Origin of the sequence: Leptospira koniambonensis (assembly GCF_004769555.1) — a bacterium.
Classification (GTDB): domain Bacteria; phylum Spirochaetota; class Leptospiria; order Leptospirales; family Leptospiraceae; genus Leptospira_B; species Leptospira_B koniambonensis.
In genome coordinates this window covers 76,481-102,700 of record NZ_RQFY01000006.1, presented here as the reverse complement: position 1 = coordinate 102,700, position 26,220 = coordinate 76,481, and the positions used below count along the sequence as shown (strand labels likewise).

Below are 26,220 nucleotides of genomic sequence, written 5' to 3'. Positions count from 1 at the left end.
TTAAAAAGGTATATCGTCGTCCATTGCAGAACTTCCCATATCATCTTGAGCAGATGAATAAGAAGAAGATCCGCTATTAGCGGAAGAGCCGTACTCTCCGCCTCCATTCTCCCTTGCACCACCGATCATCTGGAAATTTTCCACAACGATACGAATGCGGGAGGCCTTCTTGCCTTCCATGGTTTCCCAGGTGTCCTGCTTAAGGCGTCCCTCGATCACGAGTTGTTTGCCTTTCTTGCAGTATTGCTGGATGATATCCGCGCCTTTTCCCCAAGCCTCGCAGTCGAAAAAATGAGTTTCCTCTTTTTTCTCTCCGCCGGTTACATAAGTGCGACCGTTAGCTAAGGAAAAATTCACAAGAGAAGTCCCGTTTACGGTTTTGAATTCCGGATCACGGGTCAGGCGCCCAACAAGGGTCACCCGATTGATATCGTTAGCCATTGAGGCGGACGATCATAGAGCGAAGTAAATTTTGGTTAAGACCAAAGTCACGCTCTACCTTTTCTAAGGCGGATTGTTCTGCATTCACTTTGAAGTGTGTGAATATTCCGTAGTCTTGGTGTTGGATTGGATGCCAAAGTTTCTTTTGACCCCATTCTTCTTCAGCGGTAACGTTGATGGAATGCTTTTTGAAGATCTCAAGGACTTCAGTTTTAGCAACTTCCTTCGCGGTTGAACGCGTGATTGTAGTAATCTCGTAGTTTCTCAAAAGTTTCTCCTATGGGAAAATGCCCGTCTGCGCAAATGCGGCGAGCAGAAGAACCGAATTTTGTCCTATTTTCGGCCTTAGGGGCAAGGGGTCAAGTGGAATAGATTTGGGCGTCTTAGCTCCCAAAATGGCGCTAAGGCGTAATTAGAATCAATATTCCACTAACCTTCTCTATTTCTAATTCCAATTTTCTTAATCCATTCTTTGACTTTCCAAAATGCGAGGGAATGTCTTTTCCGCCTTACGATCCCGGGTTTCATGAATTCTGCTTGCGATTTCATGAAGTTGGCGCACCATAATCTGAGAGGTTCAGGTTATGGCAAACTTACAAGTCAGGGACATAGACGACAGACTCTACGAAGCATTAAAAAGGAGAGCCGAAATGGAACACAGATCCGTTAGCCAAGAAGTAGTTCTTTTAATAGAGAACTATCTAGCACACGACAATAAAGAATCCGAACGTAAGACCTTGGGTTTCTTAGAATTATCAGGTTCCTGGGTGGACGACAGAGGTCCTGATAAGATCGCAAAGGACATACGCTCCTCTCGAACCAAAAACACATTAGGGAAAGATGCAGATGAGCTATTTGATTGATACTGATATTATCATCTATAGCTTAAAAGAAGATCCAATCGTTCGGCAAAATTTTTTGGACCGTAAAAATTCCATCAAATCAGTTTCCGTAATCACTTATGGAGAATTGATCTTTGGTGCCCAGAAATCTACCTACAAGGAAAGAAATCTGGCGACGGTCCGAAGGATCGCCGAACTTTTTCCAGTGATAGAATTGACCGAAGGAATTATGGAAACCTATGGAGAACTCAAGGCTATTCAGCAGAAAAAAGGAAATACAGTAGAGGACTTTGATCTACTCATCGGATCTACAGCTTTGTATTTGAACTATACTTTAGTTACGAATAACGAAAGACATTTTCAAAAAATTCCAGGATTGAGAATAGAAAACTGGGCTCAGGTAGCTTAATCCAACTCTACCCAAGCTCTGTCTCCGTCGATCCGAATCTTAGTACCCAAGTCTTGGGAAAGGACCGCGACTTCTTTTAAAAAATTCTCTGCTTCCTTTCCTTCAAGCGGTCTTACCAAATGATCCTCGTTCTGGAACTTTCCGAAAATAGGAACAAGTTCGATATTGATCAATTTGCTTTTTTTAATATGGAGTATTACGATTAAGTTATGGTTTAAGTAGGCATTTCTACTTCCGAAGATCAAATTTCCTAAGGAATAAAATACGATTGTGTTCCCTATCTTCTCAATACCTTGGGGAATATGAGGATGATGCCCTACTATAATATCTAATCCACCGTCTGCTAAAGTTTTTGCGATCTTTCTCTGTTCAATCGTTGGAAAAGGAGAATATTCCACTCCCCAATGTAGAGAAAGTATCCTGAATTGTTTCCCCGGAAGAAGTGGTTTAGATTTTTTATCTCTTTTAGAAGTTTTAGATGAATTCAGTTGGAATTTTTCTATCTGGAATTTTTTCAGGATCAGTTCTGGATCCAAAGGCATAACACCTGGAGTTTGTCCTGCATAATGAGATCTACCTTCTGCAACATTCGTTGCAGAATACACTCTAAGATAAGTATCCTTTCCTTCCCAGATCCAAGGACGAAAAGCAAACTCTAAATTTTTTCCGGCACCGATAGATGCGATCTTTCTATTTCCTAAAAACTTGAGTGTCTCTTCCAATCCTTCTGGACCATGATCCATTGCATGGTTGTTTCCCAGAGAGACAAGATCCACTCCTAAAAAACTCATAGTTTCTAGATCAGATTCTTTTGCTTGGAATACGTAAGCTTTGCCGTGATCCCAACTTTTTTCGGATACAACTGGAGTTTCTAAATTTAAAACTCTTAGGTCTGCGCTTTCAAAAACTGATTTAAGACCTTTAACTGGGGCGAGTTCTCCTTTGGACTTGATTGTATCCCGGATCCCCCAATTAAACATGACGTCCCCACCGAGTAGTACTTTTACTAGCTCTGGATCTTCTTCTTTCCCAAACAACTTTTCTATTTGGGTTTCTATCTTATCTACTATACTTGCCTGTGATTCCGGAGGTTTTTCAGAACCGGAAGAAATTTCGGGGACCCCTGCGCAGGCAAACGTGAGTAAAAACGGAAAATAGAAAAGTATCCGAATCCTAATAATGAGGTGTTTTCGAAAAAACAACATGTTTCGGGACAGTTTTAAGTCCCGATTCGTTTTCGGAAATAAAATACTTAAGGAGTTTCTTTAGAAATAAACAGGCTATTGATACCATTCACAGGATCTATTATATTCAAAAGACAGGAAGTGTAACCTACTACAAAAAAGGAATCATTCAAACCTAAGACTACATCTTGGGCGCGGACCTCACATTTAGTGTCCTTTTCCATATATTTCAAATTCGACCAGATTAAATTCCCATTCGTGTCGAATTTTGCTGCGAATGCACTATTGATCGAATTAGTAAAAAGTATTTTTACCGCAGAGATTGTTCCTGCGATATACGAATTCCCATTCGGATCCACAGTAATTCCGAAACCTTGGGTTTCTGATCTGAAAAAACTGGAATAATCTGGATTTCCAATAAGTCTGGTCCACAATTTGTTTCCATCTTTATCGTATTTTACTATAAAAGTGTCAGTTGTTCCAATCGGCGTTTGACCATCCAGCTCTCCGGACGTAATCCCTACTATGTAAATGTTTCGATCCGTATCTATGCTAACTTCATTCGCAACTGAAATTTGACCAGGAACTCCTAATAACCGGACCCAAAGTTTATTTCCGTCAGAATCATACTTAATTAGAAGAGCGTCTTCTATCCCGATCTCAGTCTGATTATCAAAACCGCCTTGAGCAGCTCCTACAAAATAAATTTCTCCATTCGAATCTATTGTAAGATCTCCTGCGATCGATTCATGATTATCCGGATTGGTATTGCGAGCCATTCTTGCCCATACTTGGTTTCCGTCCGGGTCATATTTAACTATAAAATATCCATTCTGTCCGCCGGGATTTGTTTCGCCAAAAAATGTATCCGCATTTGTAGTTCCATTCACATAAATATTTCCAAACTGATCAGAGGTAACACCTCTTCCTGCAGAAGTTCCAAAATGAAAATCGGTGTTACTTCCTCCACCAATCATTCTAGTCCATTTTTTGTTTCCGTCTTTATCATATTTCGCTAAATAAGCATCTTGGAATCCAATTTTATTCTGGCCGTCTAATTTCTCCACGACAGTCATTCCTGTACTTAGAATATTTCCGTCCTTGTCTGTTTTTACGGCAAGACCATAAGTACTTCCTTTAGAAAAGTCTTTAGGACCTCCGCCTAAATGTCTCGTCCAAAGTTTTTTGCCTTCTTCATCGTATTTCGTAATATAAGAATCCATTTTGCCGAGCATAGGTTGCCCGCCCAAATTCCCTTCTGTAAATCCGGTAGCTATTATATTTCCATCGGGATCTACGTTAGCGCCACTCGCGAAAGTCATTTTACCAAAAACTCCTAAAAATTTAGGCCAAGGTTTTTGGGGATCAGGAGGAGAAGGATTTGAATTCTCTGTAGCTCCTCCAAAAAGCAAAACTAATTCAGACGGAATGGATTGGTCCGAGGAGGAACAAGAAAGAATAAGAAAAAATAGAATGGAAATATTAAATCTTCTAAGGGAGAAGTTCATACCTTAAGTAACATTCAGACCGATGAATTTTCGAATTCTTTTCGCCTAACGCAGTATAGATTCATTCCCCATTTTTTATCATCCATTCCGAATTAATAGCATTCCGTGGATGAATTTTCAGGATCTATTATTTAAAGATCAAAAATCCCAAAAGAACAAGTATTAGACCGAAGATCCCGATCCTCACACCGACCTTAGCCATATCTTTGATCTCAAAACCTCCTACAGCATAAGCCACTGCATTCGGAGGAGTAGATACAGGTAAAGACATCGCAAGAGAAGCACCTAACGCAGATCCTAAAACTAATTGGATCGCGTAAGATTCATTTCCAGGAAGCAAAAGTGCAGCCACAGGAAGAGCCAAAGGAACCAGAAGATTTGCAGTAGCAGTATTAGATAAGAATGTAGAAAGAAAAAGTCCGATAGAGAAGAAGATCCCAAGCACCCAAAGACTTTCTCCTGGACCCGCTTGTTTACCGATCAATTCACCAAACCAGATCCCTGCCCCACTTTTTTCTATTCCTGTTCCAAGAGCGATCCCTCCTGCAACTAAGATCAAAACATCCCATTCCAAAGAACGTAAATCATTAGATTCTAATATTCCAAAAGAAGTAAAAAGAAGAAGTGGAAATAAAGCCACAACTCCTGCAGGGATTCCATGAAATGACTCAGTCAACCATAGAAGTACAGTAGCCAAAAAACCAAACAAAACAAATCTCAATTTTTTCTCGGAACCCTCTTCGGAAATGGTTTCATAACGAAGAGAAAGAGTTAAACCTTCACTCGCAGGAAATGTACGAAGAAGCCAAAACCATGCCGCAAAAAGTAAAATGATCAAAAGAGGAACTGCAAGAAGCATCCAGGTCCCGAAAGAAATAAAATCCCCATACCCTTGGTTTTTTAAATTTGCAAATGCGATCACATTGGGAGGAGAACCGATTGGAGTTCCAATCCCTCCTAAATTTGCAGCAAATGGAATTCCGATCAAAACTGCTTTTCTAAATTTTTCATTCTTATCCAAAACCATGAGTAATGGAAATACCAATGCGATCATCAAAGAAGCCGTAGCAGTATTACTCATCCAAAGAGAAATTGTAGCAGTGATACACATAAGCCCAAGCAGAACATATTTGGGAGAAGTTCCGAAATAAGGCAAAACTCGATTCGCAAGCCAGCGATCCACACCTACTTTTACGCAGGACTTGGCTAATGCAAAACTTCCTAAAAATAAAACAACTGCTGAATCCGCAAGTGATGCTAAAAATACTGCAGGAGGAGTCGCCTTTCCAGGCCCTGCATACTGTTTTAAAAATTCCCATTTACCAGGATTAGAAAATAGGATGATCTCTGAAAATATGATCAAAATAGAAGTGGCATGACCTGGAATAATTTCAAAAATCCATAATCCTGCTGAGATCAGAAAAATAAAAAACATCCCTCCCACAGAAGGAGGAACGTAACCGTAAAAGGAAAATAACGGAGGAACACAAGCAAGTAGTATCGAAAAAATAAAGCCGATGTATTTTAATTTCATGTATGTTCTAAAAACCTAATATTCTTTTCATTTCTAACCTATTCAAAAATAATAGTTCTGTTTTGAAAGATCATCACTCTATCTTCCAAAAGCAGGCGAAGAGCCTTGGACAAGACTACCTTCTCCAGATCCCTTCCGTATAAAACCAAACGTTCAGGGGAATAACCATGATCCACATGACAAACATCTTGGACTAAGATTGGCCCCTCATCCAGATTTTCTGTCACTATATGAGCTGTTCCACCTATGATCTTAACTCCACGTTTATATGCTTGTTCGTACGGCTTTGCCCCTACGAACGCAGGTAAAAACGAATGATGGATATTTAATATACGATGCTCCCATTTTTTTACAAAATCAGAAGTAAGTATCCTCATGTATTTTGCGAGAACGATCCAATCTGGTTGGAGCTCCTTCAGATATGAATCCAATTGGTTTTCATGTTCTTCTCTACTCATCCCTTCGCTGGAAATACAATGAAAAGGAAGTTTAAAATCCCGGACAAGATCCTCTAAAATTTCGTGATTGGAAACCACTCCCAAAAGTTCCATGGGCAATTCTCCGTATCTCCAACGAAGAAGAATATCTCCCAAACAATGAGGCTCTTTAGTAGCGAGTAAAACTACCTTAGGAAGCCTTGGGTTGGATAAAGTAAGCTCAGCATCTTTAGGAAGGATTTTTGCAAGTTCGGAGATGAGACCTTCTTCTTTTGAGCTGTTCTCTAAAGAGTATTCGGTTCTCATGAAGAATACCTTTTCTAAGGGCTCTACGAACTCTTGGTTCCCTACAATATTGGCACCGATATTTGCTAAAAATCCTGTGATACGATGGATCAGCCCCGCTTCATCTTTGCAGCGGATCAAAAGTATTCTGTTCTTTTTCAGATTGGGTTCCGAATTCAAAATTTCTCCTTTCTGGTCCGAGGAATCGCCTAAGAAGCCTAAAATTTCGGCTAATCTTCCCCTTGAACCAGAAAAGGAATATCTTCTTTTTTCCTCCCTAAAGCTTGTTTTTGGCCAGAATCAGCCGATTCCTGAAAAAATATGGGCACTTCTACCCTTTAGCACTCTTTACAAAAAAGTGCTAAATTTTATAAAAATTGATGGAACCTTTTTGCAAATTTAGCACTCTAATCATTAAAGTGCTAAATGAGCCCAGGAGGCAAATGATGAGAAACCCAAATTTTTTTAGCGAAGTAAGAAGAATTCAAAATAGATTCCATAATTTATTCGATCCAGTCTGGGAAGGCGGACAGGTATATCCTGCGCTAAATGTTTATACAGACCAAGACAAAATAACAGTGACTGCAGAGGTTCCTGGTCTTTCTCCAGAAGATCTGGATATCACAGTGGCTCATAACCTTCTCACCATCTCAGGTGAATGGAAGGAATACACACAAGATAAACCTCGTAGGATAGAAAGAGCCAGAGGAAAATTCCAGCGTAGACTAGAACTGCCAGTTGCGGTAGATTCAGAAAAAGTAGAAGCGTCCGTGAAAGACGGAGTTTTAACCTTAGCTCTTCCAATTCTGGAAAGCGAAAAACCAAGAAAGATCCGTATCGAAGCAAAGGCATAAGGAGAAAAAAAATGAGCGTATCAGAATTACTAAAATCAGAAGAAAATATCACAACAGAACAAGAGAAAACCCAAAGGCCGAGAGCGATCTACACTCCTTCTACAGATCTTTATTCAAATGAAGAAGAACATCTTCTTGTCCTGGATCTTCCAGGTGTAAAAGAATCCGATCTTGAAATTTCTTTGGAAAAGGACGAGCTTAGGATCTCCGCGAAGACCAGTGTTTCTGAACCGAAAGGAAACTTAAGATATTCGGAATACGGAACTGGAGATTATAAAAGGACCTTCCTCATATCTGAGCCGGTGGAAGAGGATAAAATTTCCGCTATTCTCAAAAATGGGGTTCTACAACTCAAACTTCCAAGGAAGAAACCTCTGAGTAAAAAGATAGAGGTAAAAACTAACTAATTGTTTTTCAGCAAATCCTTACTTGATAACCGGGCATCCGCCCGGTTTTTTTTTGCCTCTATTCTTCCATTCGGGTTTCCTGGATTTATGAGGACTTTTGTATTACTCACTCTTTCCAATTTATTCATGACCTTTGCCTGGTATGGTCATTTAAAGTTCTTTAAGGACTTTCCACTTTGGAAAACGATCCTGATCTCTTGGGGGATTGCGTTTTTAGAATATTGTCTGATGGTTCCTGCAAATCGGATCGGATATGCAGAAGATGGATTAAGTGGTTTCCAACTCAAGATCTTACAAGAAGTGATCACGATCACTATTTTTGTTGGATTTGCAATTCTGGTATTAAAAGAAAAAATGAAATGGAATCACGCAGTTAGTTTTTTTCTGGTGATCCTTGCTGTTGTATTCGCTTTTTATGATAAAGAATGATTACAATAATTCCCGGATCTCTTTTGCGAGCTCTTCTCCCTTAATGCCTGTAGGATAAGCTCTTAGTATATTTCCAGTTCTATCTACCAGGTATATAAAGAGAGTATGATCCATTCCATATTCTCCATTTCCTTTAGGAATTTGGGTCTTTTGCGAGTATACTCCAAATCCTTTCTGTAACTCTCCGATCTGATCCTTTCCACCAGTTAAAGCTACGAGTTCTTTTCCAGGAAAATGAGAAATATATTTTCTTAATACTTCTGGAGTGTCTCTTTCCGGATCGATTGTGATAAACACAGGAGTAACTGTTTCAGAATCTTCCTTTAAGGTTTTGAATGCGTTCTCTATATCATTCAAAGCCATTGGGCACATATCAGGACAATGGGAAAATCCAAAATAAACAACAAACAAATTCCCAGTTAATTCTGCAGGACGAACAGACTTACCTTCTGTATCCTTTAGGATAGCAGTTTTCCATTCTGCCACAGGACCTTCAGATGCGAATTTAGAAATAGGTTTCTTCTTTAGATAAAAACCCACACCAAAGCCGACCCCCAGAATTAATAGAGAATAGATTATATTTTTATAATTTGATTTTAAAAAATTCATACTGCTACGATCCAGCCCATCGCTCCTCTATCCGCCATATGGGTCTGGTGAGGATGGAACATATATCTTCCTCTTTTAGTAAGTGTAAATTCTACAATTGCTCTTTCCGTTTGTCCCAGAGTGATCACATCCGTATGCTCATCAGGTACAAGTTTGGTCCCTGTTCTATATACATCGAATGTTTGGGAATGAAGATGGAAAGAAGCAACTGGATCATGTTCAGTCATATTTGCTATATACAATCTTACTTTTTTTCCAACAGGAACCTTGATCGGGAAACGATCATAATAACCTGCGATACCATTCCAAGCATAGATATCATTTCGGCCTGTTTCATTCAGATCCCAGCCAGCAAGTATTAACATGAACTCCAAAGCAGGAGGTCTTCCTCCTGGAGGATCAACTATGAATCCGCCATACAAACCTTTGGACATATGACTCGCTAAAGGAGGAACATGACAATGGTAAGGATGAAAACCAATCGGACCAGCAGTAATTTTATAAATTCTCTCTGCCCCAGGAGCGATCGGCTCCCAGCCGTCTTGCTGAGGATCATGAGTACCATGAAAATGGACTGAGTGGGGATGATTGGAATGGTTCCTAAAAGTGAGTTCCATTTCCTGACCGAGTCTTGCGCGTATTACTTTTCCAGGAACAACACCATCAAAGGTCCAAGCATCCACGACTGTATTATGGGCCACAGTCAATGGCATTTCTATAATATTGACTTCGGAACGAAATTTAGAACCAGAAGGAGCCTGGGGAATCGTACTATGTAATTCCATCCTAGACAAGAACGCGGCATCCGCGAACATCGGAGGATGGATCATACTTCCATAGGAATTCCCACCTATGGACCCTGGTAGTCGGATAGAAGGAATCTGCCCAGGAATAGAAGATCCTGTCCTACAAAGCGGATCTTCTTTTTTGCCTGAGGTTATTCCGGCGATCCCAGTACCCGCTGCGAGTCCGGCACCGCCTATTCCTAACCAACGAAGGAAATCCTTCCGATTCATATTACCTTTCCGTTTATTAGAATCTTGCGATTGTGGAGATCAGAAGTGTTAAAACCAAAAGTCCGATCCCTCCATATACAAGACTGTTCTTTGCCCAAGATGGGATTTTAGAACCGCCAACTATATGATATGCTCCTGCCCCAAATAGAGGGACAAGAATAATAGCAGCAGTCCATAAACTTCCTTTTTTAGGATCCACATCGTCTCTTTTAGACAAATCGATCAGGGCCAACGGTGCCCATAATGCGAATAAAATGTAGAAAATATAGTATCCGTAAAAGTTGAAAAGTAAGGTAAAAAATCCTGGATCGTAAAATTGAGTAGTTTCCATAAATAACTCCTTATTATATTCTAAAATTGTAATGTATTAAGTTTCCTGAGATCAACCTGCTCCGACGTTCCCCACGATGGTGAATCCAAGGTAGAGAATGAAGGCAAGAGAAGCTCCGAATCCTGCAAACACAAGAGTAAATCTCAAGTATTTAGGATAAGAAGATTTGCCTGAAAGAAGATAAGCTCCTCCTCCGATATAAGGCACTAAGGAAACGAACGCCAACCATACGTATTTGCCTGGGCTAATTTCTGATTTAGAGACCAGATCATAAACACTTAAGCTGACCAAGCATACGTAAAGAAGAAGTGGAAGCAAATATCCGAACCAACGGAAAATCACTATTTGGATATCCAAAGGTTTAGGTACAGAGAATCCACCCAGAACGTCTCCGAACTTAGGTTTTCTTTCCGCTAAGATCTTAGCAGCTTCTTCCGGAAGTTTTACCTTATCCAAATCTAAACCGAAATCTTCAAAAGGATGAATAGCAGGTTTGACCTGGGCCGCAACTCCTCCAGGAATATTTGCTTGAGGAGCTGGAATCGGTTGGTTCTTCCAATCTCCGCTTGGATAAATTCCATTAGTTGCATCCACCATCAAAGAAAGCGCATTATATGCCGTGAAAATTTCTCCGCCCATTGGAAATCTGATCCCTGAACCGCAAGAATTCGTTTTTTCTAATAAAGGAGGAACAGAAGTTTGGAATTTATTATTTGAGAAACAATTTCCAATGCTGATCGGCCCTGCAAGAGTCAAGTCTCCAAAACCAGAAGAATGAACAATGTTCCCTTCCACAATATTTCTATGAGAGAACCAGAAATTCTCATCAAGATTCGGAAAGATCGCAATCCCGTGGTTATCATGTCCGATCACAACATTATTTTTGATCACGTTATGTAATCCACCTGCAATCAAGATCCCTGTTCCGTAAGTAGGATATTCCAAAGGTTTGATAGGAGCAGTCAGGTTATTATTATCGTAGATCAAATTCCCAATAATATAGGTTTCTCTTTCCGGAGGAAGAAGTTCCCTATCCAAGGAATTTGGTCCTAAACCTACGATATTATTTCTCCATATAGAACTGAGGATGTATAATTCTCCTCCTGCGTTCGTTCCAGAATAACCAAGAGCACTATTCTCGGAGATCACATTATAAAGAATTGCCTTACAAGGATAACATTGGCCTACGTAAATCCCAGCATCAGGAGATCCGGAAGCATAAGAATGTTCTAATACTCCGTTCACAGAATCGAATGCATAGATCCCGTAGTCTCCGTTATTATAAGCGGTGAGATAAGAACCTCTATATCCTTTTACACCAGTCCAAAAGAATCCGTTTAAGGTTGCGTTCCTTGCAGTCATATTCTCTACTGCAACACCGTTTGCCCCAACTACGATGACACCATTCGCTCTTTGGAACTGACCATCTAAGATTACTTTGTTCCTATCTGTTCCTCTTAAGGTAAGAGAAGGAGTAGTAACCACCACTTCTTCGTAATATATACCTTCGCTGATCAGGATAAGATCTCCAGGAGAAGCAGCATCGACTGCGTTTTGGATAGTAGGATACATTTGTGGAACCTTACGAGTGGTTCCTGAAAATTTTTCAGCGACCTTCCAATCTTTACCTGCTCTTGCAGCCGGATTATAAGCGGCATTTCCTACTACGATGTCAGCAACCATTCCGCTTTTTCCATCAGGAGAAGCGTGGAAGCTACAATAATAAGGAAAAACTCCTTCCTTAGGATAACTGATCTTTATCTTGGCGCCCCTTGGCATCACGATATTACCGAAACTTTTTTCGGTAGACCAGGACTTATCCACTGCGATCGCATTATGGGGGTTAGCCCCTGAATTTATAAATTCGATCTGACCGCCGATTGGGATCTTTTGCATAGGGGGAGAAAATGCATTATCCACCATTACCACATGGGCAAAACCTTCTACCGCCTCTCCCTCTTTGCTACTGCAAGAAGAAGCGAAGGCTCCCATCAAAATTCCCAGGACCAATAGGCCTATAACGGGAATATACCTTTCTTTTAAATGGAATTTAGGCATCGCAACTCCTCTCCTCATATTCGAAGTGTCTCGGAATTTCACCCAAGACATGCCTTTTTCAAAATGTGAGCTTTTGCTCACTTTTTTAGTATTTTCGCATATCGCTGTAACGACACAAGCATTTTTCTAAGATTTATAATCGAGCAAATGTTATAGAAACCTTCTTCTTCTTAAAAGCTAAAAAGAGTTTAAGAAATCTCTTTTTTAGATCCAGGATCTTGTCCCGCCAGGCCCCAACCGGTCCATCCAGTAACCAAAGAAAACAAAGGAGAAAGTAAATTTAAGAATGCGTAAGGAAGATACACCAGTGTAGGAACTCCTAATGCAGTGGCCATAAAGGAACCACAGGAATTCCAAGGAACTAAAGCAGAAGTCATTGTCCCGGAATCTTCTAAACATCGAGAAAGATTTCTAGGATCCAGTCCTCTTCTGGTATAAGCTTCTTTGAACATTTTACCTGGGACCACAATCGCAAGATATTGGTCCGCGCAGAATAAATTGGTCCCCATACAAGTAAAGACTGTAGCTGCGAATAAAGAACCTCTGGCCTTTGCCCAGTTTAAAACCTTGTCTGCTAAAACTTGGGTCATTCCCCCACCTTCCATGATCCCAGCATAAAACATGGCAGAAATGATAAGCCATACTGTGGGAAGCATAGAAGACATTCCGCCTCTGGATAATAATCCGTCCACGACCATATGTCCTGTTTTTACTTTTGTACCTTCCGAGGCGGCAGAGACCAAATTTTTAAAAGCAGAAGACGCAGCATCTTGAAAGTTTAAAGAATTTGCATATATATTGGTTTGGGTCAGGAGAAAACAAACTCCTCCACTCAAAATCCCAATGAAGATAGAAGGAATTGCAGAAACTCTAAAATAGATGAGAAAAAATGTAAGTAAAGGCGGGAAAAGTAAAACCCAAGAAATATGAAACTCCGCTTTTAGTGCGGCGATCACTGGTCCAGTTGCGGTTTCTGTTTCTCCCTGACTTCCTCCCCAACCCAAAAACCCGAATACCAAAAGACAAATTCCGAAAGCAGGTAATGTGGTCCTGGCCATATTACGTATATGTGATAGAAGTGAAACCCCAGTGATGGAAGATGCAAGATTTGTAGTTTCCGAAAAAGGAGAAAGTTTGTCTCCGAAGTAGGCTCCTGAGACTACAGCTCCGGCCACCATTCCCAAAGGTTTTCCGAGTCCTGCTCCGACTCCGATCAATGCGACACCAATAGTTCCTGCAGTAGACCAAGAACTTCCTGTGGCTAAAGAAACAACAGAAGATAAGATGAGTGCAGAAGGTAAAAATATCTCAGGCTTCAATAGTTCCAATCCCCAAACTATTAGTGCAGGAACAATCCCGGAACGGATCCAAATCCCGATCAGCGCACCGATTAAAAGTAAAATGAGTATTGGTTGAAGAACATTTCGTAGAGAATCCAGAACAGTATTCTCTATCTTCTCCCAAGAAATTCCTCTGAGTCTAGAAATTCCTGCAGAAATTGCGCCTGCACTAAATAATAAAATTTGAGCAGGTCCTTCTGCGATACCACCACCGAATAAATATCCTGCGATACTTAGAGAAAGGATCAAAAATCCAAGAGGAAATAAGGAAATCCAAAATCCTGGTTTTTCATTCATTTCGGAAAATCCTCTGGTAAATTAGATCTGATCTTTGTTTTGATCCCAGTAAAAGGATGAATAAATTTTAAAGAACTGGAATGTAAGGCCTGTCTATTCATTCCGAGTTTAGAAATCAAATCAGGATCTTTTCCTTCTATAAATTCCAGAAAAGCACCCTCATCCTTTCCATAAATTTTATCTCCAAGTAGTGGAAATCCTAAAGAATATAGAGTGGCCCTGATTTGATGAAGTCTCCCGGTTTTTGGAAAACAATACACTATAGAAAAGACCATTCCCTGAAACGTACCTTCTCCAATTTTTCTAAAATTGGTTTCGGAGGTTTCTGAATCTTCTTCCGGAGTTTCTAATTTTTGAAAAGCACTCTCATATACGAATTTTCTTTTTTTACGGACCAAAGAAGAAGGATCCGATATCAGAAATCCTTTCGCTCTAAATCTGGTCGGAAAATTTCCCCAAACAAATGCAATATAGGTTTTATTTATTTTCCTTTTGGAAAATAGATCTGCCAATTTAGAAGCTGCTTCTGAATCTTTTCCAAAAACAACTACTCCAGAAGTTTCTCTGTCCAGTCTATGAATGGTGTAAATTTTTTCGAAACGGGGATCTTCTTGGATCAAATCCGTGAGATTATTCTTTCTATATCTTCCAGCGCTATGAATTGGGATATCTCCCGATTTTTCTACTGCGATATAACGAGAATCTTCATATAAAATTTTAAAGTCGGTTAGGACGGGAGGTTCGAAACTTTCTCCAGGAAGATAAAGTATCTCATCCCCTTCTTTGATGGAGTAAGAAGGTTTTGCGACTTTTCCTTGTACTAGTATTTTACCTTCTTCTAATATTTTTCTCCAATTGGATCTGGATTGGTAAGTAAATCTGGAAGCAAGAAACACATCAAGCCTGGCGCCTGCCTCTTCTTTTCCAATCTTTGTTTTAAGACCTTCCTGTGTAGAAGAATTAGACAGACTCTTCTTCTCCTTCAAAACCCATATCAGGCACTTCTTCAGAAACTGTTTCCATTTCAGGAGCAGATTCGGATTCCTCTTCAGAAGGAGGGCCTGGATCTTGGACAGTTGATTCTGGTGCTTGGGAACCTTCTCCCGGCCCGAGTCTTGAATCTACAAATTGGTTTAATATCTCCTCTTCTCTGGAGTTTAAATTAAAGAATTGTAAACCGATCCGGAACATTTTATCCGTATTCGTGATATTTCGGATAACTGCTCTATAAGTTCCTTTCAACTCTTGGTTTAATTGTATATCGCAGAGTAAAATTTCTCCGACCGCAAAACTTCTGGAAAAGAAAATAGATTGTGGATGAAAAAATCCAAGTCCACTTCTACTGATATCTTCTGCCATACATCTTTCTTTAGACTCTTGGAAAAATCCGGAGGCAATCACATCTCTGGAAATTGCAGCGGCAAATAAGGTGATCTTATTATAATCTTCTGTATCTAATGGCCTATCAGATAACACCTGCACATATCCAAGTGGAGTATAATTTTTATAACGTATTAAAACTGAAATTTCAGAAACAAATCTAGATTCTATTTTATTCAATGCCAAAAGTTTTAGATATTCTTCGATCGGCACAAAGTCTTGTCCTGCTCCGCCGGAACTTCTTTCTAAACGATTGGTAACAAAAATAGACTGTTCAAAATTGTACATGATCCTGAGTCTATTATCCATTCTATCTGAAAAATAGATCAAAGAATCAGGATAGGTTTCCTTCATTTTTTTAGAATGTTTCTGTAGGATTGTCTCTACGATTTTATCAATAAAACCTAATGAACGTCTTAAATGTAATTGGTTGATAATATTGGTGAGAACGATAGGCTCTCCGCCTCCGCCTTCCAGCTCCACCCTGCCTTGGGCACGTTTAGCTTCGCTGACTTTTACAGCCTGGATGCGAAGCAATTCTAAACCATTAACCGCATTCCTTTGTACAACGGTAAAAACACCATGGAAAAAATGATTATTATGAGTGAGAAATAGGATCCGAGTCTTCTCCCCATCCGGTTTTCCAGGAAGAGAAGCAAGAAGATAGACACCGTCTTTGATCCCTACAATTTTTGCAGGATAAGATCTGCCCTTAATTTCCACAGAAACAGGCAGTCTCGCAAACAATGTTTGGAGGATTTTAGTCAGAGCCTCTGTTTCTTTGACTGTCCTATCCAAACTTTCCTCCTAAAGGATCGCTTACCCTTTAACAAGGAATCCGAGTTTAACGAATCCCTCGTTTAGGGAAAGGAAATTACTGGTTCCAAGGGATTTTCCGGGTCATTCTTTTTGCATTATATTCTACTAATACGTTAAGGGGATTGTTCGGAAATCCTTTTGTGGAATTATATCAAAAGTCTGGCAAAAAGAAAAATCTAAGTAAGATTTCAGGAGGAAGTTTCTTCTTTTTTTCTGAAAATAAATTCTTTCCTAATCTCGGAAATTCTGGAAACCCCCACGGTATTCATTGCCTGTGCCAAACCCTCGGTGTACTGGCTCACTAAAAAACGGACTCCTGCAACTCCTCCGCCCACAGCGGAAATCGCCATAGGTCTTCCGATTAGAACATTGTTCGCGCCTAATGCATGCATTTTGAAAACGTCTGCACCACTTCTTACCCCTCCGTCCACAGAGATAGGAAAATCAGGGCCTAAAGCCTCACGGATCATAGGGAGAACTCTGGCAGTCCCAGGCATATCGTCGAGCACTCTGCCTCCATGATTGGAAACAACAATTGCATCTGCTCCCGCTTCTTTCGCAAGGATCGCATCTTCCGGACTCATCACACCTTTTAAGATAAAGGGAAGTTTTGTATAAGAACGTATTTTAGAAAGAGCATCTACTCCTCTCGTGACAGAAGGGATTTTTTTCTGGACCAGAGTTTTGAAATTCACCGCATCTATGTCCATACCTAGAGCAAGAATACCTTGTGTCTCTGCCTCTTGAAATCTCTCTTTGATCAGTCCTTCGTCTTCTCGAGGTTTGCAGATAAGGATCCCCTTACCTTCTACTTTTTTGAGAGCTTCCAGGATGATCAGATATTTTTCAGGACTTGCGCCATCACCTAACCATGCTAAGCTGCCAGAAGCCAAACATCCTTCCAATAAAACCGCAGCCAAAGTATACTCATCCATGGCTCCGCTCATATTTGTGATTGCACCTGTCATGGGCGCACACATGAAAGAAGTAGATAATTTCTGTCCTAAAAATTGACTTTCAGTGCTTGCCTGAACATTTTCTCGGATATATCTGGGTAGAATGGAATATTCTTCTAATGCCTTAGTGTTGTCCTGGAAGCTAAGCATTCTTCCAACTCCGCCCATTCCAGGAACTCCGGAAGCGCAGTCTGTTCCATCGCAAACTTTACAGACCCAACAAATCTCTTTTCCGAAACGGATCCTTGCATTAGCTGCTATTTCTTTTTCAGAAATAGAATATAATTCATCACAAGTAAATTGAATCGTTTCTAATACTTTGGAAAATACACTCTCTGCTTGGATTAAATTTTCCGCAGAGATGATCACATGCCCTGTTTTTTCAATATTGTTTGTGGGCACAGGGATAATATCTCCCACTTTGTGCAATAGATAGATATCAGTTACACCTTCTATCTTCTTCGCTTCTTCCAATCCATCGATCGCAAGAAGTTTCCCCTTAGGTGCAAGTAACGCTCTCTCGATAGAAACTCTATGAAATAAAGGCTCTAAATTATCTGGCTCTTCACCAAGTGCGATGAGTATCGCGGCTCTATTTAAATTGATACCGCTGGATAAAGGAAAAGTAAATGCAGACATGAATCCGCCGGAAAGTCTTGCAGCGATCTCTCCTACTTTGACACCGGTTGGAGTTACTTTAATATCTCCCTTTCCTGCACCTCTTCTGATCCCAAGAGCCTGCATTCCGCGGAACATCACATCTTCTATTTCTTTCTGGATCTCAGGAGAAAGAGCAGAAGGCATATTATGGCCCATCTCTATAAAATAAGGTTCTCTTTCTATGATACGATCAGCAAGACCTGTGATCATATATTTTCCGTCCCATGCAAGTGCATCCACAGAAACTTCAGGACCAGGCATATATTCTTCCAGGATCATCTCACCTGTAGGAGAATATTTTTTTGCATGTTTGAATGCAGCCTGCAATTCTTCTCTATTATTTACTTTTACAACTCCGCGAGCGCCCATATTGTCCGCCGGTTTCATTACCAATGGGAATTGTAGGAATTCCAACGCGTCACGAGTATCTTGGATACTCCATACAGGAGCAAATCCAGGAATAGGAACGCCTGCTTTTTTCAGACGCTCCCTCATCTTTACTTTATTAGAAGCAGCTTCTGCATCTACGAAACGGATCCCAGGAAGATCGAGCGCATTAGCAACTGCGGCAACAGTCATGCTTGCATCTGTTCCAGCGGTAATGACTCCATCTATCTTAGTAGTTGCAGACAATTTTTTAGCCTCTCTCACCATTCCTTCTATGTCTTTAGTGGACATGATAAGGGGAAGATCACAAATTTTCAGACCAGGTGCATCCGGATTCATATCCGCCACCACTGTCCTAAGAAGCATCGTTTTTGCTGTTTGGATGATCGGGACTTGTAAAAGTCCTCCGCCTATAATTAGGATCGTTTTCCCTGCGATTTTTTTACTCACGGAAGAACGCTTACTCCTAAATCCGAATTTTCTATGATAGTAAGATCAGATTTTTCGTAAGTAGTCACACTTCCTTTTCGGATGATCCCGCCTGCGAGTAAATAATCAGAATCATTCGGATAGAAGACTGCGGATTGGCCTGGAGCCACACCTTTCACTTCTTCCAAAGGAAATACTTCTATAAAGTTTTCGTTACGTACCACTTTTGCTCTGATAGGACGAGAACGATATCTTACTTGAACTCTACATTCAGAAGTTTCAGATTCGAGAACAGGAGCCCAAGCTTGCAAGTTTAGATCTTCTACAATAAAAGATTCTACAAAGGTTTGTCTCTCTTCTGCCAAAACAACTGTTCCGTCGTCTTGGATAGAGATCACATATAAAGGTGCCTTCCAAGCAATGCCTAGACCTTTTCTTTGTCCTATGGTAAAGTTTTCTTTTCCAGAATGTTCTCCGATTACTTGTCCATTCTGTAATTTGAAAACTCCAGGAGTGAAATCAATATTCTTCTTAGCTAAAAACTTTCTGTAATCATTTTCAGGAATAAAACAGATCTCTTGGGATTCTGCTTTTTCAGCAACTGGAAGTCCCATTTTTCTTGCGATCTCGCGCACTTCAGGTTTAGTCATTCCACCTAAAGGAAAAACTGTATTTTTCAGATTTTCTTGGGACAAACCATATAGATAATATGCTTGGTTCTTATTCATGTCCTGAGCATTGGACACAGCATATCTTCCGTCTATCTCAACGATATTTGCATAATGCCCTGTAGCAATTTTATCAATTCCTAATGCTTGCGCTTTTTCGAATAAGGCACCGAACTTAACAAAAGTATTACATTCCACACAAGGGTTCGGGGTCTTTCCTTCCTTGTAATCATTTACAAATCTGTCTATGACCTTCTCTTGGAAAAGTTTCTCCATCTTGATCACATAAAAAGGAATGTTTAAGGAGAGACCAACATCTCTCGCGTCTCGAATATCTTCTGGAGAGCAGCAGGATTTTTTAGTGGTATCGCAGGCAGGTGCTTCATATTCCCAGGTGCGCAGGTTGACCCCGATCACTTCGTAACCTTCTTCCATGAGTAGGCCTGCAGTGACAGCACTGTCTACCCCTCCACTCATCGCTACTATGATCTTACCCTTATTCATTTCCTGGGACCGATTCCTTTCCTACTATACCAATAAGACTCCTTTTTGTGTCCAAAAGAATTCGATAGTTTTCCATCCAATTCCGGCCCAAGATCCCGACGATCCCTCGTCTATAGTCCGAATGCAAAGCGTCAGGGGGAATTCCTCCAGGAAAGACCTCCAATTCAGGAGTGCAGAAACCTATCCCCTCAGAATCGTTTTTCACAAAAACAGGACAAAAAGGCCGAAGAGTCCTGATCTTTGCCTTCAGTCTGCCTCCGCCAAAATTGAATACTGTGGCCTCTTTTCCTTCTACATATTCTGTGGGATGATCCGACTTGATTGTGTCCCAGTCTAGAACGCTGTATTCTGCTCCTGTGTCCAAGATCCAAGATTCTTTTCTGGTTCCGGGTGGACGAAGAAGTACCGCAGAAGGTTGTCCAGACTTCAAATACATAGGAAATAAATTTTCTTCCAAAAAACCAGGAGCGGGACTAGAGGTAGAAGATCTCCAAAGAGATATTTTATCCGGCAAATCAAGAACAACAACTGAACCTAAGAAAGCATTCATTCCTAAAATTCCATCCACCCTTAATTCTTTAGGGAATTCATGAGAATAAAATTCCACAGACTCGAATGGACGAATTCCTCCGATGAACAGATCATTTCTGATTGTTCTCCTTACGGATTGGACGGAACCTCCAGGGAAGCTAGCACTTAAAACTCTTTTAGGTGAATTTTCAGGAACATGATCTTCTGAAAGAAAGGAAACAAATGCTCCGGTATCGATCAGGAATCTAAGAGGTTCCCTGTCTTTGTCCAAAGAGAGATAAATTACAGGAAGATGGTCCACTTCTTTTAAAGGAAGTCTGATCCAGATACCACCTGCATCTTTTTCGTAACGAATATAACCAGAGAATAAATTCCGAAAATCAAAAGTAGTACATCCTGCTACATAAAAGAAGAATATCCCAAGGATGATCCTTGCAAGAATAGTCTGTTTTTTGAATGTACGATTTGGAAGAAAAAGCATCGGAATGATTTGAAAACCCGATTAGGATTTCAAATTTGAGGAAAAAATCGATTCTTTTTTATTAGGAAGAAATTTGGAAAAGCGAACTCCTAAGAGTTCGCTTTAGAATTACAATAGTTTTTTGATACAGCGAGAATTTGGACAGCGAGTGTAATCGATTACACAATCTCTGTATTCAATTCCTGTCTGGACATCCTTTGCTTTATATTCTATAAAGCAGGAATAAGGAGAAAAATCGAACTCTTCTCTTCCTAAAGCACGGTTACGGATACGTTTTCCGAGCTCCGCCTCTTCGATCTGGCTGATATAATAATGGTCCAGCTCAAGTTGTTTTTCCATGATAGAGGTTTCGGTCGAATTTTAGAATTCGATAAGCCCGAAATCCCTGAGAATATGGGAAAAAACTAGTTCTGGACCGGGATTTGGAAGGAAATGGTCTTATTTTTACCCGAGTGTTTTGCCTCGTAAAGCGCCTTATCCGCCCTTTCTATCAGATCCTTATTGTTTCGGTCGCTTGTCCAAAACTCAGAAACTCCTATAGAAAGAGTCACTTGGAAATCGGGGCCTCCGTTCGGATTCGGGATAGAAGCAGTTTCTACCGCTTTTCTCAAACGTTCTCCCATTTCAAAGCCTCGTTTTAAGTCTGCTCCAGGCATGACCAAACAGAATTCCTCTCCACCATATCTGGCGGCGATATCATGTTTGCCCGCACATTGGATGAGCCTTGCAGCAACTTCGATCAAGACTTGGTCCCCTGCTTGGTGGCCATGAGTATCATTGAACTTTTTGAAATTGTCCACATCGGTAAATAAAAGAGCAAGATTCGTTCTTTTTTTACGACAACGTTCCATCTCTTCTTTGAGTTTAGTCTGGAAGTAATGATGTACTTTCAAACCGGTCATCATATCTACAGTAGCAAGTTCGTACAGTCTAGAGTTCTCTACTGCAATTCCTGCAAGAGTGGAAAGAGTTGTGAGGAAGTCTCTGTCCTCTTCCATCCATTCTCCCATGGTGATCTTTTCACCCAAGAGAAGAAGTCCGTTCACTTTTCCTTTTGCATTCAAAGGAATGATTAGGTCTCCGCCTATCCTTCTTAAAAATTCCAGTTCTGGACTTAAGCCCATGGACTCTTCTACTTGATCAGGAGTCATTGCCTTAAGTTTGGTTTCTAAAAAAGTAACTAGAGGTGCATCTGTTTTGATCTTAAATCCCGCATCATCTTCTGCAAGATCGAATCCTTTAAAGCTAGGTTCCAATTCAAAATAATTGGAGTCAGCTTCTGGAGCTAAAAAGATAGCCGCGCTCAAAGTTTGCAATTGAGCTAAACAAATATTTAAAATAGCATCAATTAGATACTTATAATCCAGTGTGGAATTAAGAGCCTTACTGATCTCGAGAAGTTGTTTCTGATCATAGATCTTCTTCTCATAATATTCGATCATCAATGGGTCATTGTCTTTTCCGATCAACTGTGGAATCTCCCAATACTAAATTGAAAAGATAATTTATTTCGCTAATCCGTTTCTTCGCCTACGGACTCTAAACATTTTCCGTGAAGTCGATCCGCGAGAGGTAGTAGCATCAAAAAGCTTTCCTCGGGGAAATCAAACTCTTTTTCTTTTTCATTTGACTTTCAGCCTGGGGTACGGAAACATGGTTTTAGACGCCGCGCGGTGGAGCAGCCGGTAGCTCGTTGGGCTCATAACCCAAAGGTCACAGGTTCGAATCCTGTCCGCGCTAGAGCGTTTTACATCAAATCATTATCCCCAAAAGTAGACAAAGAGACGTTTAATTTCTACCTTTTCTACTCTTTCCTTATAAAAAAGAAACAAATCTCTTATTTGCTAATCCTTTCTATTTAGTTTCCAAGCTCTTTAGAACGTTCAGTTGCTCTTTTCACTGCAGAGATAATAGCAAACGGGAACTTATTCTTTTCCAATTCTTCTAAACCTGCGATAGTTGTTCCGCCTGGAGAAGTTACTTTGTTTTTCAAAACTTCCGGATGAGTATCAGGATTCTTTTCCAATTCTTTTGCAAGTAATTCAGCGCCGCCTATCACAGTTTGTATGGAGAGTTCCAATGCTTGGGAGTATGTCAAACCAGAGGCAACTCCACCTTCTGCCAAACTTTGTATAAACCTAAGTACGTATGCTGGTCCCGACCCGGAAAGTCCAGTCACTGCATCCACTAACTCTTCTTTAGAAAGTTCCAAACAATAAGAGATGGGTGAGAATATTTCTTTCAGGCTTTCATATAATTCCTTATCTCCGTAGTAGCCCAAAGCTCCCTTTCCTACAAGAATAGGAAGATTTGGCATAATACGGACCACTTTAGATCCAGCAGGAGCAGAAGAAGAAAGTACCTTTGTATCAATACCTGCTGCAACAGATAGAATTGCTTTAGGAGCCTCTAAGGATCTAAGAGTTTTAGAAACCTCTGCAGGCTTTACTGCTATGATTAGAAGGTCTGCTTTCTTTTGAAAATTAGACCAATCAGATTCTAAAACCATTCCTTCGGATTTTTTAGGATCAAGATAAGGATCGAATCCGATCACATCTATTTTTCTAGAGAGAAGAGAACGAAATATCGCTCCTCCCATATTTCCGCAGCCTACGATACCTATCTTATTATATTTCATGTTCTTTCTCCGAATATTGCGGTCCCAATCCTAAGATAATCGCTACCTTCTTCCAATGCAATCCTGTAATCGCCTGACATTCCCATGGATAATTTTCCTTGGGGAAAAAATTCTTTTCGAAGTCCGGCAATCTCTCTAAACACTTTACGTGTTTCTTCCGGATCTCCTGAGCTTGGGCCCATCGTCATAAATCCTTCTAATATACAAAACTCTGAGCTGAGAGTTTCTTTTTTACGAAGAAGTTCCAAAACTTCTTCTTTCGAAAATCCTGATTTTGAATCTTCATGAGTTAGATTGACTTGTAGGAAGTAACGAATCTTCCAACGATCTTGGTCCATTCTTCTTTTCAATTCTTCTAGGACTTTTTGCGAACCTACTCCATGTACAAAAGAATATAGACCTGCATACTTTCTGATATGAGAAGATTGAACAGGACCTATATGATGTAGTATAAAATCTTTTTCGGGTTTTCCCAAGGAAGAAAATTTTTCTATCCCTTCTTGGACTCTATTTTCTCCGAAATGGATCACGCCACCAGAGATTGCTTCTTGGACTTTCTCTTTGGGCTGGTATTTGGAAACTGCGATGAGTGTTGGAGTTCCCACAGGTTTTAGGGACTCCAGTTCTTTTACTATAGATCTATAATTTTCAGAGACACCCACGCCTAATCGGCCTTGGACTTTTTTTTCAGACCAGAAACTTCTTGTTCCAGGATTTCCACACGTTTACGTAAAGAGACCTTAGTCTTCTTCTTTGGAGTTCCGTTTTTCATTCCTAATTTTTTTTCTAAACGCCCTACTCTTTTTTCCAAAGAGCTAATCTTAGCATTTACAGAAGAATGAGTCGCTCTTCTTTTTTTGTACTTTTTAGAATGACGTTTTTCTTTTTTGAGTTTAGGACCATCGTCGTATTCTACTAAACTTTCATCTCTTTGTTTGGTCCTTGGTAGATCCATCTCCTCTTTTTTAGGAAGATCAAAAGTTTCAGTAACCTTTGTCTCTGGCTTCTCAGAAATTTTGCTAGACGTATTTGAGTCCTTTTCCTTCTTCTCCTTTCCTAAACCTGGAACCTCATAGTCTTTAGGCAAAGGTTGGGAAGAAGGTTCAGTAACCGAATCCTTAGGTTTGGAAAAATCAGAGTCGAAGTTTTGATTCGGAGAAGAAAGATCTTTTCCGTCAGGTACTTCTTCCGGTGTCAGGATGGTTCTTTCAGGCTGGGACTTCTCCTCTACTTGAAGATTTTTGTCCTTATACCAAGCAGCAATCCGCTCCCTCTCTACATATAAATAAAATGCAAGAGATCCAAGTAGCAGGATTAAAAGTCCGCTCAGTAGGATTTTGAGAATATCCCGGTTCATAAAATACCTTTTAGAATTATCGGCTTCGAAAACACCGGAATTCGGCAAAAAACCCGCCTTCTTATTAGGAGATCCACAAAATCTACCGAAAGATCTAGAGTGATCCGGACCATTCTATTCTGTTTTTGCCTAAGTTTATGGATACTTCCTAAACCGACCTGGGCACCTCCGGTCAAAAGAGACCAAGACGAGGCAAGCAGAGTCCTTCAATTAGAAAAAGTACTAGTCGATTGGAAGCATTACAATCTTTTTCTAGTAGATTCATTCGAAGGAGAAAGACCCTGGGAAGTGTATAGAGGAGTTTCCTTCTTAAATAGGATAGACTATGTTTCTCAAGTTCCAGACTCACAAGCTTTCCTAAAAGAAAGAGAATTATATAAAGCATCTCCTAAAGAAGAATACAGGTCCATGATGGTCCAAACATTCTTCGAAAATCCTAAACATGAACATCTAGAGATCAGACCTAAGGAGCCTATACGACTTCCGATTGGAATTCCAACAAGAGTGTTTTTCTGGGCTTATTCCAATAATCATAACGTGGTTTTAGAATTAGTATTTCGCCAGAAAAAATCTAAAGAGATCGTCCTAGAACTTGGAGACCTAAAGTTTGATGGTTGGAAAAGAATAGAGACCCAAATTGCTGTGCCTGCAAAAAATATCAGGCTAAACCAATCTCTTAGATTTCCTTTGGAGTTAATTTCTATCCGGATCAAACCGAATCCTTTCCAGCCAAAAGGTGAATTTTATTTTTATATGGACCGCTTGGGAATACTGATCGATAGCAGAGAAGAATCTTATCCCGGAGCTGAGGTCAAAGACAATTGGGGTACTGCTCTGTAAGGAATTCCTTCAGTTCTCCCGGTTTTTTAGGATTAAACTTAAAAGCATTCCAATTCATATAACCCGCGACTTCCACATTGGTTGGGTTATCATCTACGAACACATAATCTTTCCCAGGAAAATCAGTCTCTATCCATTGGTAATATTCTTGCGCAGGTTTTCGAACACCCATCTCGCAGGAAAAATACAAAGCATCCAAAGAATGTAGAAGTTCTCCTATCTCTGGAAATTTCATAACCTCTTTGTACCAGATCGAATAGTTGCTCGCGAGAACGACTGCAAAACCTTTGGATCTTAAACTTTTTACGATCTCTAAAGTTTCGGGAATAGGATTAATCTTGGAAAACATCTTTTCCTTTAGATCTTTTGGATGAGGAAGTCCTTTATCCTTATGAGAATCCAAATAAAATCTCTGGAAAAAATCCTCTTCTTCGATTCTTCCCATTTCGAAATCTAAGAAGGCTTGCTTTTCCCGGCCGTTCTTAAAATCTTCCCAATGTTCTCTGGGCAAAAGTTCTTTTAAGGCCAGATGGAATGGGTCCTGGATCAGGGTATCCATTAGGTCGAATACAAAAAGAGGAGATCTCAT

General features: G+C 40.2%; 28 protein-coding genes and 1 tRNA gene. 7 read left to right on the top strand and 22 right to left on the bottom strand.

Going from position 1 to position 26,220, the window contains the following annotated elements:
* Positions 1–441 (bottom strand): single-stranded DNA-binding protein, encoded by a 441-nt coding sequence (locus EHQ52_RS14015; protein ID WP_135615828.1) that lies wholly within the window; start codon positions 439–441, stop codon positions 1–3.
* The gene (rpsF, locus tag EHQ52_RS14010; RefSeq protein ID WP_100709504.1) at positions 434–709 is read right to left on the bottom strand and encodes a 30S ribosomal protein S6; all 276 of its coding nucleotides are present in this window, start codon (positions 707–709) and stop codon (positions 434–436) included. Before rpsF ends, EHQ52_RS14015 begins: the two co-directional genes overlap by 8 nt.
* A 316-nt stretch (positions 710–1,025) precedes the next feature.
* Here rpsF and EHQ52_RS14005 point away from each other — a divergent pair, with 316 nt between their 5' ends.
* The gene (locus tag EHQ52_RS14005) at positions 1,026–1,304 is read left to right on the top strand and encodes a FitA-like ribbon-helix-helix domain-containing protein (RefSeq protein ID WP_135615827.1); all 279 of its coding nucleotides are present in this window, start codon (positions 1,026–1,028) and stop codon (positions 1,302–1,304) included.
* Positions 1,288–1,692 (top strand): type II toxin-antitoxin system VapC family toxin, encoded by a 405-nt coding sequence (locus EHQ52_RS14000; protein ID WP_135615826.1) that lies wholly within the window; start codon positions 1,288–1,290, stop codon positions 1,690–1,692. The genes EHQ52_RS14005 and EHQ52_RS14000 overlap by 17 nt, the downstream gene beginning before the upstream one ends.
* On the opposite strand, the gene EHQ52_RS13995 is transcribed toward EHQ52_RS14000, so the two are convergent.
* The 4 genes from EHQ52_RS13995 to purU all read right to left on the bottom strand — a co-directional run bounded on the left by EHQ52_RS13995 (position 1,689) and on the right by purU (position 6,820).
* Positions 1,689–2,897: a CapA family protein gene (locus EHQ52_RS13995; RefSeq protein ID WP_135615825.1), complete on the bottom strand. Its 1,209-nt coding sequence runs from the start codon at positions 2,895–2,897 to the stop codon at positions 1,689–1,691. The two genes, EHQ52_RS14000 and EHQ52_RS13995, sit on opposite strands and share 4 nt — an antisense overlap.
* A gap of 47 nt (positions 2,898–2,944) precedes the next feature.
* Positions 2,945–4,384 (bottom strand): SBBP repeat-containing protein, encoded by a 1,440-nt coding sequence (locus EHQ52_RS13990; protein WP_135615824.1) that lies wholly within the window; start codon positions 4,382–4,384, stop codon positions 2,945–2,947.
* 127 nt (positions 4,385–4,511) lie between these two features.
* Positions 4,512–5,918, bottom strand: coding sequence for an SLC13 family permease (locus EHQ52_RS13985; RefSeq protein WP_135615823.1), 1,407 nt, complete (start codon positions 5,916–5,918; stop codon positions 4,512–4,514).
* Between the two features lie 38 nt (positions 5,919–5,956).
* Positions 5,957–6,820 carry a formyltetrahydrofolate deformylase gene (gene purU, locus EHQ52_RS13980; protein WP_135615822.1) on the bottom strand — a complete coding sequence of 288 codons (864 nt, stop codon included), beginning with the start codon at positions 6,818–6,820 and terminating at the stop codon, positions 5,957–5,959.
* Between the two features lie 266 nt (positions 6,821–7,086).
* On the opposite strand from purU, the gene EHQ52_RS13975 reads away from it, so the two are divergent.
* The 3 genes from EHQ52_RS13975 to EHQ52_RS13965 all read left to right on the top strand — a co-directional run bounded on the left by EHQ52_RS13975 (position 7,087) and on the right by EHQ52_RS13965 (position 8,330).
* A complete protein-coding gene (locus tag EHQ52_RS13975) occupies positions 7,087–7,494 on the top strand; it encodes an Hsp20/alpha crystallin family protein (protein WP_135616037.1) in 408 nt (135 codons plus the stop codon).
* Between the two features lie 11 nt (positions 7,495–7,505).
* Positions 7,506–7,901 carry an Hsp20/alpha crystallin family protein gene (locus tag EHQ52_RS13970; protein WP_135615821.1) on the top strand — a complete coding sequence of 132 codons (396 nt, stop codon included), beginning with the start codon at positions 7,506–7,508 and terminating at the stop codon, positions 7,899–7,901.
* Positions 7,902–7,988: 87 nt separating this feature from the next.
* A complete protein-coding gene (locus EHQ52_RS13965) occupies positions 7,989–8,330 on the top strand; it encodes a DMT family protein (RefSeq protein ID WP_135615820.1) in 342 nt (113 codons plus the stop codon).
* Here EHQ52_RS13965 and EHQ52_RS13960 read toward each other — a convergent pair whose 3' ends face one another.
* The 12 genes from EHQ52_RS13960 to EHQ52_RS13905 all read right to left on the bottom strand — a co-directional run bounded on the left by EHQ52_RS13960 (position 8,331) and on the right by EHQ52_RS13905 (position 22,265).
* The gene (locus EHQ52_RS13960; protein WP_135615819.1) at positions 8,331–8,939 is read right to left on the bottom strand and encodes an SCO family protein; all 609 of its coding nucleotides are present in this window, start codon (positions 8,937–8,939) and stop codon (positions 8,331–8,333) included.
* Positions 8,936–9,955: a multicopper oxidase domain-containing protein gene (locus EHQ52_RS13955; protein ID WP_135615818.1), complete on the bottom strand. Its 1,020-nt coding sequence runs from the start codon at positions 9,953–9,955 to the stop codon at positions 8,936–8,938. Before EHQ52_RS13955 ends, EHQ52_RS13960 begins: the two co-directional genes overlap by 4 nt.
* Before the next feature lie 16 nt (positions 9,956–9,971).
* The gene (locus EHQ52_RS13950) at positions 9,972–10,286 is read right to left on the bottom strand and encodes a PLDc N-terminal domain-containing protein (RefSeq protein ID WP_135615817.1); all 315 of its coding nucleotides are present in this window, start codon (positions 10,284–10,286) and stop codon (positions 9,972–9,974) included.
* A gap of 51 nt (positions 10,287–10,337) precedes the next feature.
* Positions 10,338–12,344 (bottom strand): right-handed parallel beta-helix repeat-containing protein, encoded by a 2,007-nt coding sequence (locus EHQ52_RS13945; RefSeq protein WP_135615816.1) that lies wholly within the window; start codon positions 12,342–12,344, stop codon positions 10,338–10,340.
* A 188-nt stretch (positions 12,345–12,532) separates the two neighbouring features.
* Positions 12,533–13,981 carry a Na+/H+ antiporter NhaC gene (nhaC, locus tag EHQ52_RS13940; protein ID WP_135615815.1) on the bottom strand — a complete coding sequence of 483 codons (1,449 nt, stop codon included), beginning with the start codon at positions 13,979–13,981 and terminating at the stop codon, positions 12,533–12,535.
* Complete coding sequence (locus tag EHQ52_RS13935) at positions 13,978–14,967, bottom strand: pseudouridine synthase (protein WP_425269397.1); 990 nt, start codon at positions 14,965–14,967, stop codon at positions 13,978–13,980. The genes nhaC and EHQ52_RS13935 overlap by 4 nt, the downstream gene beginning before the upstream one ends.
* Entirely contained in the window at positions 14,942–16,159 is a 1,218-nt protein-coding gene (locus EHQ52_RS13930) for a PilZ domain-containing protein (protein ID WP_135615814.1), read from the bottom strand. The genes EHQ52_RS13935 and EHQ52_RS13930 overlap by 26 nt, the downstream gene beginning before the upstream one ends.
* A gap of 209 nt (positions 16,160–16,368) precedes the next feature.
* Positions 16,369–18,633, bottom strand: coding sequence for an alpha-hydroxy-acid oxidizing protein (locus tag EHQ52_RS13925; protein ID WP_135615813.1), 2,265 nt, complete (start codon positions 18,631–18,633; stop codon positions 16,369–16,371).
* Positions 18,630–19,784, bottom strand: a complete 1,155-nt coding sequence (mnmA, locus tag EHQ52_RS13920) for a tRNA 2-thiouridine(34) synthase MnmA (protein WP_135615812.1) — start codon at positions 19,782–19,784, stop codon at positions 18,630–18,632. Before mnmA ends, EHQ52_RS13925 begins: the two co-directional genes overlap by 4 nt.
* The gene (locus EHQ52_RS13915) at positions 19,777–20,796 is read right to left on the bottom strand and encodes a retropepsin-like aspartic protease (protein ID WP_135615811.1); all 1,020 of its coding nucleotides are present in this window, start codon (positions 20,794–20,796) and stop codon (positions 19,777–19,779) included. The genes mnmA and EHQ52_RS13915 overlap by 8 nt, the downstream gene beginning before the upstream one ends.
* Before the next feature lie 108 nt (positions 20,797–20,904).
* On the bottom strand, positions 20,905–21,135 hold the full coding sequence (locus tag EHQ52_RS13910) for a hypothetical protein (RefSeq protein ID WP_100707036.1): 231 nt from the start codon (positions 21,133–21,135) through the stop codon (positions 20,905–20,907).
* Positions 21,136–21,200: 65 nt separating this feature from the next.
* Positions 21,201–22,265, bottom strand: coding sequence for a sensor domain-containing diguanylate cyclase (locus tag EHQ52_RS13905; protein WP_100709759.1), 1,065 nt, complete (start codon positions 22,263–22,265; stop codon positions 21,201–21,203).
* 198 nt (positions 22,266–22,463) lie between these two features.
* On the opposite strand from EHQ52_RS13905, the gene EHQ52_RS13900 reads away from it, so the two are divergent.
* Positions 22,464–22,536: transfer RNA gene (locus tag EHQ52_RS13900), tRNA-Met, on the top strand.
* Positions 22,537–22,654: 118 nt separating this feature from the next.
* On the opposite strand, the gene proC is transcribed toward EHQ52_RS13900, so the two are convergent.
* Genes proC through EHQ52_RS13885 form a run of 3 tightly spaced genes read right to left on the bottom strand, consistent with a single transcriptional unit; the run spans position 22,655 to position 24,791 of the window.
* Positions 22,655–23,434, bottom strand: coding sequence for a pyrroline-5-carboxylate reductase (gene proC / locus EHQ52_RS13895; protein ID WP_135615810.1), 780 nt, complete (start codon positions 23,432–23,434; stop codon positions 22,655–22,657).
* Positions 23,431–24,096: a YggS family pyridoxal phosphate-dependent enzyme gene (locus EHQ52_RS13890; RefSeq protein ID WP_135615809.1), complete on the bottom strand. Its 666-nt coding sequence runs from the start codon at positions 24,094–24,096 to the stop codon at positions 23,431–23,433. The genes proC and EHQ52_RS13890 overlap by 4 nt, the downstream gene beginning before the upstream one ends.
* Before the next feature lie 2 nt (positions 24,097–24,098).
* On the bottom strand, positions 24,099–24,791 hold the full coding sequence (locus EHQ52_RS13885) for a hypothetical protein (RefSeq protein WP_244244894.1): 693 nt from the start codon (positions 24,789–24,791) through the stop codon (positions 24,099–24,101).
* 99 nt (positions 24,792–24,890) lie between these two features.
* Here EHQ52_RS13885 and EHQ52_RS13880 point away from each other — a divergent pair, with 99 nt between their 5' ends.
* Positions 24,891–25,631, top strand: coding sequence for a flagellar filament outer layer protein FlaA (locus EHQ52_RS13880; RefSeq protein WP_135615807.1), 741 nt, complete (start codon positions 24,891–24,893; stop codon positions 25,629–25,631).
* Here the strand turns inward: EHQ52_RS13880 and EHQ52_RS13875 are convergent.
* A complete protein-coding gene (locus EHQ52_RS13875; RefSeq protein ID WP_135615806.1) occupies positions 25,603–26,220 on the bottom strand; it encodes an HAD family hydrolase in 618 nt (205 codons plus the stop codon). The two genes, EHQ52_RS13880 and EHQ52_RS13875, sit on opposite strands and share 29 nt — an antisense overlap.